Source organism: Mycobacterium colombiense (assembly GCF_003284935.1).
GTDB lineage: Bacteria > Actinomycetota > Actinomycetes > Mycobacteriales > Mycobacteriaceae > Mycobacterium > Mycobacterium arosiense_A.
Genome location: NZ_QMEV01000061.1, coordinates 16610 through 27192, shown reverse-complemented (window position 1 = coordinate 27192; position 10583 = coordinate 16610). Strand labels below are relative to the sequence as shown.

Sequence of the window (10583 nt, the reverse complement as noted above, 5' to 3'; positions counted from 1 at the left end):
GGGAGGGCCCACACATGGCGACGCACAGCGCGACGAAGGCGATGACTGCGCCGAGCGCGATCTGCGTCCGCCGCGTCTTCAACGATAGGGCAGGCACAGCACTCATCTCCGATCACGCGTTCGGCCGTCCCCGCCAAATACCCCCGCCGGACGCGGTTTTCACGCCGCGCCGGCGGGAGTGACGACAATCTCAGTCAGCCCTGGGTCAGTGACCCTGGCCGGGCTGCTTGGGCTTGCCGCATTTGCCGTCGACAGCCTGTCGTAGGTTGATGCTCGTCGCCTGCAGCGCGCCGCCGTTGTCCTGCGTTCCACGCGCGTACAGGCATTTGCCCGGCGTGATCGCGTCGGTGTTCGCGGCCGTCCGCTTGGTGTATTTGGTCTTGTCGTCGACCGTCACGGTCGTCTGGGTGGTGTTGCCGCTGGGATCGGTGTTGGTGAGGTTGATGGTGTTGCCGGACACCGACGCCACCGAGCCGCGCACCCAGGCCGGCTTCGTGGGCGCATTCGACGGCGGGAGGGACGGCGGCGTGGTGGTGGAGGCGCCGGGCGCGTTCTGCGGCGGCTTCGGGCAGGCGCCGTTGACGGACTCGCTGATCTTCACCGACGCGGCGGTGACGGCCTGTCCGGGCGCCGATCCCTCCGTCGGCTTCACGCTGAGACAGCTGCCTGGGGTGACGTCCGGCAGCCCGGCCGGCACGGCCTCGGTGATCTTGGTGGTCGAGGTGAAGTTCACCGCGGCGGTCGCGTTGTCTTCCTTGGTGACTTGAATGGAGTTGCCCGCCACCGAGGCGATCAGGCCGTTGACCCGCGCTTCGGCGTTCGGGGTGGCCGAGGTGGTCGTCGACGTCACGACCGAGGTCGAGGTCGAGGTCGAGGTGGACGGGGGACTGGATTTGTTCGAGGAGCCGCAGGCGGACAGGGATAGTGCGGTGGCCCCCGCGACGGCGACGACCGCGAGTCGGGTGAACCGGGGCACGTGAGGGCTGGCAGACATCAACGTTTCTCCATTCGTCGGTTAAAGCCAACGTAATGGTTTACCCGTTTAACCTGTGCCCAACCTGTGGGCAGCACTCAGAAGGCCTCTTCGGCCACCTTCATGATGTCGTCGTCGATGGATTCGATCACCCCGCGCAGCGCGGTCAGCCTGGGCAGCAAGTTCTTGGCGAAGAAGCCCGCGGTCGCGATCTTGCCCCGATAGAACGGTTCGTCGTCGCCCGCGCCATCGGCCAGCGCCCGGTGCGCGATGTCGGCCTGCGCCAGCAACCTCCAGCCGATCAGCAGATCGCCGACCGCCAGCAGATAGCGCACCGATCCCAGCCCCACCTTGTAGATCTCGTCGGCCTGCTGCGCCGCGGACATCAGGTAGCCCGTCAGCGCGCCGGTCATCGCCGTCACGTCGTCGTACGCGGTCTGCACCAACTGCGCGACCGGCTTGAGCGCCTCGTCCACGTTGTCGATGGTCGCCGTGATCTGAGCCGTCAGGAACTGCAGGGCCTGGCCCCGGTCGCGCACGATCTTGCGGAAGAAGAAGTCGAGCGCCTGGATCGCGGTGGTGCCCTCGTAGAGCGAATCGATCTTCGAATCGCGGATGTACTGCTCGAGCGGATAGTCCTGCAGGAAGCCCGAACCGCCGAGCGTCTGCAGCGACTCGGTCAGCACCTCGTAGGCCCGCTCCGAGCTCACCCCCTTGACGATCGGCAGCAGCAGATCGTCTATCCGGTGCGCCATTTCGTGATCGGCGCCCGAAACACGTTGTGCCACAGCGTCATCCTGATGGGCGGCGGCATACATGTAGAGCGCGCGCAGGCCCTCCGCGTACGCCTTCTGCGTCATCAGGCTGCGACGCACGTCGGGATGGTGAATGATCGTCACCCGCGGCGCGGTCTTGTCCGACATCTGCGTCAGGTCCGCACCCTGCACCCGCTCCTTGGCGAAGGCCAGCGCGTTCAGGTAACCCGTGGACAGCGTGCCGGCGGCTTTGACACCGATTGTCATGCGCGCCTGCTCGATGACGGTGAACATCTGCGCGATGCCCCGGTGCACGTCGCCGACGAGGTAGCCGACCGCGGGCACATCCGTTGCGCCGAAAGTCAATTCGCACGTGGGGGAGGACTTGATGCCCATCTTGTGTTCCACCCCGGTGACGTACACACCGTTGCGCGGGCCGAGCTCGAAGGTGTCCGGGTCGAACAGGAAGTTGGGCACGTAGAACAGGCTCAGGCCCTTGGTGCCCGGGCCCGCACCCTCGGGACGGGCCAGCACCAGATGGAAGATGTTCTCGGCGGTGTCGCCCACGTCGCCGCCGGAGATGAAACGCTTGACGCCCTCGATGTGCCACGTGCCGTCGGGTTGTTCGACGGCCTTGGCGCGCCCGGCGCCGACGTCGGAACCCGCGTCGGGTTCGGTGAGCACCATGGTGGCCGCCCAGCCCCGCTCCACGCCTTCGGCGGCCCATCGCCGCTGCTGCTCGTTGCCCTCGAGGTACAACGCCTGAGACATGAAGGGGCCCAGGCAAAAGAAATTCGCCGACGGGTTCGCGCAGATCAGCATCTCGTTGACCGCCCAGGCCAGCGGCGGCGGGGCGGGCATGCCGCCGATCTCTTCGGCCATGCCCAGCCGCCACCAACCGGCCTCCTTGAGCGCGGCCACCGTCTTGGCCAACTCCTCGGGCACGCTGATTTTGTGCTCGGCCGGGTCGAATACCGGCGGATTGCGGTCGGCGAACGCGAAGGATTCGGCCACCGGCCCCTCGGCGAGGCGCGCGGCTTCGGCCAGGATCGTTTTGACCGTGTCCTCGTCGAGATCGCTGTAGCCGCCGGCGCCCAGGACGGCGCCGACATCGAGAACCTCGAACAGGTTGAATTCGATATCGCGGACGTTAGCGATGTAGTGGCCCAACGCGATTCCCTCACTGGTCCTCGAGGCGGCGGATCGTCAGGCACAGTCTGTCGGACGCGGGAAAACGTACGCAACCGTAACCAACGGCGGTCCGGCGCCGGCGCGACGCCGCGCGCCGGGAACATCGCGTCGGGTCCGGGCGTTGTGGCAAATGTGACAACACTTGATCTCACCGCTGAGAAGTTCAACGAAACCATCGAGGGCAACGACATCGTGCTCGTCGACTTCTGGGCGTCATGGTGCGGTCCGTGCCGCCAGTTCGGTCCCACCTTTCAGGCGTCCTCGGAGAAGCACCCCGACATCGTGCACGCCAAGGTCGACACCGAGGCCGAACAGCAGCTGGCTGCGGCCGCGCAGATCCGTTCGATCCCCACGCTGATGGCCTTCAAGAAGGGCAAACTGCTGTTCAATCAGCCCGGCGCCCTGCCGCCGGCCGCCCTGGAGGACCTGGTCGCGCAGGTCCGCGCGTTCGACGTCGACGCCGCCGAGGCCGGACAGGGCGAATAGGCCCCCGCCGCGCTGCAGCGCAAGGGCACGGTCGGCGACGCGCTAGGTTGCATGGGTGAGTTTGGTACTGGTAGACCGCCCGCGGCCCGGCGTCGCGTTGATAACCCTGAATCGGCCCGAGCGGATGAACTCGATGGCGTTCGACGTCATGGTTCCGCTCAAGGAGGCCCTGGACAAGGTCACCTACGACAATTCGGTGCGCGTGGTCGTGCTGACCGGCGCCGGCCGGGGCTTTTCCTCCGGCGCCGATCACAAGTCAGCGGGCTCGGTGCCCCACGTCGAGGGCCTGACCCGCCCGACCTATGCGCTGCGCTCCATGGAGATCCTCGACGAGGTCATCCTGGCGCTGCGCCGGCTACATCAGCCGGTGATCGCCGCGGTCAACGGCGCGGCCATCGGCGGCGGGCTGTGCCTGGCCCTGGCCGCCGACATCCGGGTGGCCTCGACCGGCGCCTACTTCCGCGCCGCCGGCATCAACAACGGGCTGACCGCCAGTGAGCTGGGCCTTTCCTACCTACTGCCGCGGGCCATCGGCTCGTCCCGCGCGTTCGAGATCATGCTGACCGGCCGCGACATCACCGCCGAGGAGGCCGAGCGCATCGGGCTGGTGTCTCACCAGGTTCCCGACGAGCAGCTGCTGGACACCTGCTACGCCATCGCCGCGCGCATCGCGGCGTTCTCCCGCCCGGGAATCGAGTTGACCAAGCGCACGCTGTGGAGTGGACTGGACGCCGGTAGCCTGGAAGGGCACATGCAAGCCGAAGGCTTGGGACAGCTATTCGTCCGCCTGCTCACCGCCAACTTCGAAGAAGCGGTTGCCGCGCGCGCAGAACGACGACCACCGGTGTTCACCGACGACAAATAGGCGTCTTTTCCCCCAAGGAGAGCGATCGTGATCACGGCCACGGACCTCGAGGTCCGCGCTGGTGCGCGCATCCTGCTCTCACCGGACGGGCCCGATCTGCGCGTGCAGCCCGGCGACCGCATCGGGCTGGTGGGCCGCAACGGCGCCGGTAAGACGACCACCCTGCGCGTCCTGGCGGGGGAGACCGAACCCTATGCCGGCGCGATCAACCGCGCCGGTGAAATCGGTTATCTGCCACAGGATCCCAAAGAGGGCGACCTCGACGTGCTGGCCCGCGACCGGGTCCTGTCGGCCCGCGGGCTCGACGTGTTGCTGACCGATCTGGAAAAACAGCAGGCGCTGATGGCCGAGGTCGCCGACGACGACGCCCGCGACCGCGCGATCCGCCGCTACGGGCAGCTGGAGGAGCGTTTCGTCGCGCTGGGCGGCTACGGCGCCGAGAGCGAAGCCAGCCGCATCTGCGCGAGTCTGGGCCTGCCGGAACGGGTGCTGACGCAGCAGTTGCGCACCCTGTCCGGTGGGCAGCGCCGCCGGGTGGAACTGGCCCGCATCCTGTTCGCCGCGTCCGAGGGCGGTGCCGGGGTGTCGGGCTCGTCGACCACGCTGCTCCTCGACGAGCCGACCAACCACCTGGACGCGGATTCCATCGGCTGGCTGCGGGACTTCCTGCGCGCCCACACCGGCGGCCTGGTGATCATCAGCCACAACGTCGAATTGCTCGCCGACGTCGTCAACCGGGTGTGGTTCCTGGACGCGGTGCGCGGCGAGGTCGACGTCTACAACATGGGCTGGCAGAAGTACCTCGACGCGCGGGCCACCGACGAGCAGCGCCGCCGCCGGGAACGCGCGAACGCCGAACGCAAGGCCACCGCCCTGCGCTCGCAGGCCGCCAAGCTCGGCGCCAAAGCCACCAAAGCCGTTGCCGCACAAAATATGTTGCGTCGCGCCGACCGGATGATGGCCGCGCTCGACGACGAGCGGGTGGCCGACAAGGTGGCCCGGATCAAGTTCCCCAACCCGGCCCCCTGCGGGCGCACACCGCTGGTGGCCACCGGGCTGAGCAAGTCCTATGGGTCGCTGGAAGTGTTCACCGGCGTCGATCTGGCGATCGACCGCGGCTCGCGGGTGGTGGTGCTGGGCCTCAACGGCGCCGGCAAGACCACGCTGCTGCGCATCCTGGCCGGCACCGAGGCCCCCGACACCGGCGGCCTCGAGCCCGGGCACGGGCTGCGGATCGGCTACTTCGCCCAGGAGCACGACACGCTCGACAACGATGCGACCGTGTGGGAGAACATCCGCCACGCCGCACCGGATTCGGGCGAGCAGGATCTGCGCGGCCTGCTGGGCGCGTTCATGTTCAGCGGTCCCCAGCTCGACCAGCCGGCGGGCACGCTGTCCGGCGGTGAGAAGACCCGGCTGGCGCTGGCCGGTCTGGTGGCCTCCACGGCCAACGTGCTGTTGCTCGACGAACCGACGAACAACCTCGACCCGGCCTCACGCGAACAAGTGCTCGACGCGCTGCGCAGCTACCAGGGAGCGGTGGTCTTGGTGACGCACGACCCCGGCGCCGCCGAGGCCCTCGACCCGCAACGCGTCGTGCTGTTGCCCGACGGCACCGAGGACTTCTGGTCCGACGAATACCGGGATCTCATCGAACTCGCCTGAGTCGATGGTTTTTGGCGAAAGCCGCCCGCGGCCGACAGTGGGTTCTTACTCTGGGTGCTTGCGATCGTGTCCCGCGTCGGAGGAGCCATGAAGAGAACACTGCAAAGGTCGGCCAAGGCACGCGACCAGTTGCTGGACGAGCTGCGCCACGCCTACGAAGGCGGCGCCAGTATCCGGACTCTGGTCGCCACGACCGGGAGGTCGTATGGGTCGATCCATAGCCTGCTGCGGGAGTCGGGCACCACGATGCGCAGCCGCGGCGGCCCCAACCGGACCGCCAAAACCGCGCGGGCGTAGCGTCACTGCGAAATCTCGTCCCCTTGTTCGCAGTGACGTTACGATCGCGTCCTAAGAATCGTTGCGGCGCACCGAGTTTTCCACCAGGTCGAGGACCGCGGATAGTCGCCGCGGATCCTCGCCGGACGCCGACCGGGCCACCAGGCCGTCGAGCACCAATTCCAGATAGCACTGCAGCACGTCCCCGGGCACGTCGTCGCGCACCCGGTGTGCCTCCATCTGCCGACGCAGCCGATCGGTGGTGGCCGCGCGCAGCTCGGCGGACCGCTCCGCCCATCCTTGGCTGAACGCGGGATCGTTGCGCAGTTTGCGCGCGATCTCCAATCTGGTTGCCAGCCAATCGAACTGCTCCGGCGCGGCCAGCATGTCGCGCATCACCTGGATGAGTCCCGCGCGCGAAGCCACGTCGGCCATCCGCTCGGCGTCCTCGTGGGCCAGCGCGAAGAACAGCGCGTCCTTGTCCCGGAAGTGGTGGAAGATCGCGCCGCGCGACATTCCGATCGCCTTCTCCAACCGGCGCACCGTCGCTTGCTCATAGCCGTATTCGGCGAAGCAGCGGCGGGCGCCGTCGAGGATCTGGCGGCGGCGAGCCGCCAGATGGTCCTCGCTGACCTTTGGCATCAGATGATCGGATTGGGTTGGGGTTAACCCGACTTGAGCATGTTGCGCAGCACGTACTGCAGGATGCCGCCGTTGCGGTAGTAGTCGGCCTCACCGGGGGTGTCGATGCGCACCACCGCGTCGAATTCGACGTCGTTTCCATCCTTACTTGCCTTGACCTTCACCGTCTTCGGCGTCTTGCCGTCGTTGAGCTCTTCGATGCCGGTGATGTCGAAGACCTCGGTGCCGTCCAGCCCCAGATCCGTGGCGGACTTGCCGTCGGGGAACTGCAACGGGATCACACCCATGCCGATCAGGTTGGAGCGGTGGATGCGCTCGAACGACTCGGCGATCACCGCGCGCACGCCCAGCAGGCGGGTACCCTTGGCGGCCCAGTCCCGCGACGAGCCGGAACCGTATTCCTTGCCACCCAGCACCACCAGCGGAATGTCTTGTGCCGCATAGTTTTGCGCCGCGTCGTAGATGAACGCCTGGGGCCCGTCGTCCTGGGTGAAGTCGCGGGTGTAGCCGCCGGACACGTCGTCGAGCAGCAGGTTACGCAACCTGATGTTGGCGAAGGTGCCGCGGATCATCACCTCGTGGTTGCCGCGCCGCGAGCCAAAGGAGTTGTAGTCCTTGCGCTCCACGCCGTGCTCGTCGAGGTATTGCGCCGCGGGGGTGCCCGGCTTGATGCTGCTGGCGGGGGAGATGTGGTCGGTGGTCACCGAGTCGCCCAGCAGCGCCAGCACCCGGGCTCCGGTGATGTCGCTGACCGGCTCGGGCTCGGCCGGCATGCCCTCGAAGTACGGGGGCTTGCGGACGTAGGTCGAATCCGCGTTCCACTCAAAGGTGTTGCCGCTGGGCGTCGGCAGGTTGCGCCAGCGTTCGTCGCCCTTGAACACGTCGGCGTAGTTCTTGGTGAACATTTCGGAGTTGATCGCCGAGGCGATGGTGTCGGAAACGTCCTTCTGGGAGGGCCAAATGTCTTTCAGGAAGACGTCATTGCCCTCCTTGTCCTGGCCCAGCGGCTGCTCGTCGAAGTCGAAGTCCATGGTGCCGGCCAGCGCGTAGGCCACCACCAGCGGCGGCGACGCCAGGTAGTTCATCTTGACGTCGGGGTTGATGCGGCCCTCGAAGTTCCGGTTGCCCGACAGCACCGCGGTCACCGAAAGGTCGTTGTCGTTGATGGCCTTCGAGATTTCCTCGGGCAGCGGACCGGAGTTACCGATGCAGGTGGTGCAGCCGTAGCCGACCAGGTAGAAGCCGAGCTTCTCCAGGTACGGCCACAGGCCGGCCTTGTCGTAGTAGTCGTTGACCACCTGCGAGCCGGGCGCCATGGTGGTCTTCACCCACGGCTTGGACGCCAGCCCCTTCTCAACGGCGTTGCGGGCCAACAGCGCCGCGCCCAGCATCACCTCGGGGTTGGAGGTGTTGGTGCACGACGTGATCGCGGCGATCACCACCGCGCCGTGGTCGAGCACGAATTCGCCACGCTCGTCGGAGCGCACCTGGACCGGGTTGCTCGGCCGGCCCTTGGCGTGCGCGGCGGCCGACTGCACGACGGGCCGGTCGTCGGCGTGTCCGTTCGACACCGCGCCCGGATCGCTGGCCGGGAAGGTCTCGTCGACCGACTCGTCCAGTTTCGAATAGCCCTGCTGGCCGTCCTCGTCGCCGTCGACGTAGCTGAGGATCTGCTCGCGGAACGTGGACTTGGCTTCCGACAACTGAATTCGGTCCTGCGGGCGCTTGGGTCCGGCGATCGACGGCACCACCGTGGACAGGTCGAGCTCGAGGTACTCGGAGAACACCGGCTCGTGGTCGGGGTTGTGCCACATGCCCTGTTCTTTGGCGTAGGCCTCCACCAGCGCCAGCTGCTCGTCGCTGCGGCCGGTGAACTTCAGGTAGGAGATGGTCTCCTCGTCGATCGGGAAAATTGCTGCGGTGGAACCGAATTCGGGGCTCATGTTGCCCAAAGTGGCGCGGTTGGCCAGCGGCACCTCCGACACACCCTTGCCGTAGAACTCGACGAACTTGCCGACGACGCCGTGCTTGCGCAGCATCTCGGTGACGGTCAGCACGACGTCGGTGGCCGTGACGCCCGCCTGGATCTCGCCGGTCAGCTTGAAGCCGACGACCCGCGGGATCAGCATCGACACCGGCTGACCCAGCATCGCGGCCTCGGCCTCGATACCGCCGACGCCCCAGCCCAGCACGCCCAGGCCGTTGACCATGGTGGTGTGCGAGTCGGTGCCCACACACGTGTCGGGGTAGGCCACGCCGTCGCGGGACATCACCACGCTGGCCAGGTATTCGATGTTGACCTGGTGCACAATGCCGGTGCCCGGGGGCACCACCTTGAAGTCCTGGAACGCGCCCTGGCCCCAGCGCAGGAACTGGTAGCGCTCGCCGTTGCGCTCGTACTCGATCTCGACGTTGCGCTCGAACGCGTCGGCGGTGCCAAACAGGTCGGCGATCACGGAGTGGTCGATCACCAGGTCGGCGGGGGCCAGCGGGTTGACCTTGTCCGGTTTGCCGCCGAGGTCGCCGATGGCCTCGCGCATGGTGGCCAGGTCGACGATGCACGGCACACCGGTGAAGTCCTGCATCACCACGCGGGCGGGGGTGTACTGGATCTCAATGCTGGGTTCCGCCTTGGGATCCCAGTTCGCGATGGCCTCGATGTGGTCTTTGGTGATGTTGCTGCCGTCTTCGTTGCGCAGCAGGTTTTCGGCCAGCACCTTCAGGCTGTAGGGGAGCTTCTCGGTGTTGGGGACGGCGTCTAGGCGATAGATTTCGTAACTCTGGTCGCCGACCTTCAGCGTGTCGCGGGCTTCGAACGAATTCACAGAATCAGTCACTTCAACTCCCAGAGTCTTTAGTTCTCCCACCGCGACGGGCCGTGTCGGCGGTGCCGTGCCAACTTTAACAGTACGCTTGTCCTGCATTACGAGGGCACTCCTGACTTCAGTCTTGTCGCCGCGGCCGCCGGTTTAAACCCTCGACGGTGAAGTCGCGGACGGTGCCGCGCCCGTGGGGCGTCACACTAGAGTGACCGCCGAGGCCGAGAGTCACGCTGGCGTGACGGCGCAGTAGGAAGGACGCGATGACCGGGCAACAGATGCTGCCGCTCTACATTCCGGTGGACGTCGACATGACGATGGTCAAGGCTCAGGTCGCCGCCACCGGCGTCAGCGCCCCGCCCGCCGCGATGCCCGGACTGCTCGATGTGGTCAACCAGGCGCATGCCGAGGGCATCAACCTCAAGATCGTGCTGCTCGACCACAACCCGCCGAACGACACCCCGTTGCGCGACATCTCGACGGTGGTCGGTGCGGACTATCACGATGCGACGGTGCTGACGCTGAGCCCGAGCTACGTCGGGAGCTACAGCACCCAGTTCCCGCGCGTGACGCTCGAGGCCGGCGAGGACATCGCCAAGACCGGCAACCCGGTGGTCTCCGCGCAGCATTTCCTGCACGAGCTCGACACGCCGGAGTTTCCCTGGACCGGCCTGACGATTTTCCTGTTGATTGCGGTGTTCGCGGCGGCCGTCGCGACGCGTCTCCTGCAAGTGCGCGGTCGGCGTTCAGCAACGCCGGATCTTTCGACCGGTGCGGAGGAAGTGACGCCCACCAACACGGCCTAGGCGCGCATATCGGTGCGGCCGGACCGCCCCGAATACTTCCTCGCTCGGCCGTGTGGCAAACCGGCCAGGTCACCGTTCGGTCACAGTAAACGCACGTAGAGAGTG

General features: G+C 66.9%; 9 protein-coding genes. 5 read left to right on the top strand and 4 right to left on the bottom strand.

The features are described 5' to 3' along the window. Window positions 1-205 precede the first annotated feature (205 nt). Both DQP57_RS21110 and DQP57_RS21100 read right to left on the bottom strand, forming a co-directional pair. The gene (locus DQP57_RS21110; protein WP_240631833.1) at window positions 206-994 is read right to left on the bottom strand and encodes a DUF5666 domain-containing protein; all 789 of its coding nucleotides are present in this window, start codon (window positions 992-994) and stop codon (window positions 206-208) included. A 77-nt stretch (window positions 995-1071) separates the two neighbouring features. Beyond that, on the bottom strand, window positions 1072-2898 hold the full coding sequence (locus tag DQP57_RS21100) for an acyl-CoA dehydrogenase (RefSeq protein ID WP_112634630.1): 1827 nt from the start codon (window positions 2896-2898) through the stop codon (window positions 1072-1074). A 153-nt stretch (window positions 2899-3051) separates the two neighbouring features. On the opposite strand from DQP57_RS21100, the gene trxA reads away from it, so the two are divergent. From trxA to DQP57_RS21080, 4 genes are all read left to right on the top strand, one after another. Next, window positions 3052-3405 (top strand): thioredoxin, encoded by a 354-nt coding sequence (trxA, locus tag DQP57_RS21095; RefSeq protein ID WP_066868658.1) that lies wholly within the window; start codon window positions 3052-3054, stop codon window positions 3403-3405. A gap of 55 nt (window positions 3406-3460) precedes the next feature. Further along, a complete protein-coding gene (locus DQP57_RS21090) occupies window positions 3461-4270 on the top strand; it encodes an enoyl-CoA hydratase (protein ID WP_112634629.1) in 810 nt (269 codons plus the stop codon). 27 nt (window positions 4271-4297) lie between these two features. Further along, a complete protein-coding gene (locus DQP57_RS21085) occupies window positions 4298-5935 on the top strand; it encodes an ABC-F family ATP-binding cassette domain-containing protein (protein WP_112634628.1) in 1638 nt (545 codons plus the stop codon). A gap of 87 nt (window positions 5936-6022) precedes the next feature. Beyond that, window positions 6023-6232, top strand: coding sequence for a helix-turn-helix domain-containing protein (locus DQP57_RS21080; RefSeq protein ID WP_430919890.1), 210 nt, complete (start codon window positions 6023-6025; stop codon window positions 6230-6232). Between the two features lie 51 nt (window positions 6233-6283). Here DQP57_RS21080 and DQP57_RS21075 read toward each other — a convergent pair whose 3' ends face one another. Together DQP57_RS21075 and DQP57_RS21070 are read right to left on the bottom strand one after the other, a co-directional pair. Next, window positions 6284-6853 carry a TetR/AcrR family transcriptional regulator gene (locus DQP57_RS21075; RefSeq protein ID WP_112634627.1) on the bottom strand — a complete coding sequence of 190 codons (570 nt, stop codon included), beginning with the start codon at window positions 6851-6853 and terminating at the stop codon, window positions 6284-6286. A gap of 23 nt (window positions 6854-6876) precedes the next feature. Then, window positions 6877-9690 (bottom strand): aconitate hydratase, encoded by a 2814-nt coding sequence (locus DQP57_RS21070; RefSeq protein WP_112634626.1) that lies wholly within the window; start codon window positions 9688-9690, stop codon window positions 6877-6879. A gap of 245 nt (window positions 9691-9935) precedes the next feature. On the opposite strand from DQP57_RS21070, the gene DQP57_RS21065 reads away from it, so the two are divergent. Beyond that, on the top strand, window positions 9936-10478 hold the full coding sequence (locus DQP57_RS21065) for a DUF6676 family protein (protein ID WP_112634625.1): 543 nt from the start codon (window positions 9936-9938) through the stop codon (window positions 10476-10478). The last annotated feature ends 105 nt before the right edge of the window (window positions 10479-10583 follow it).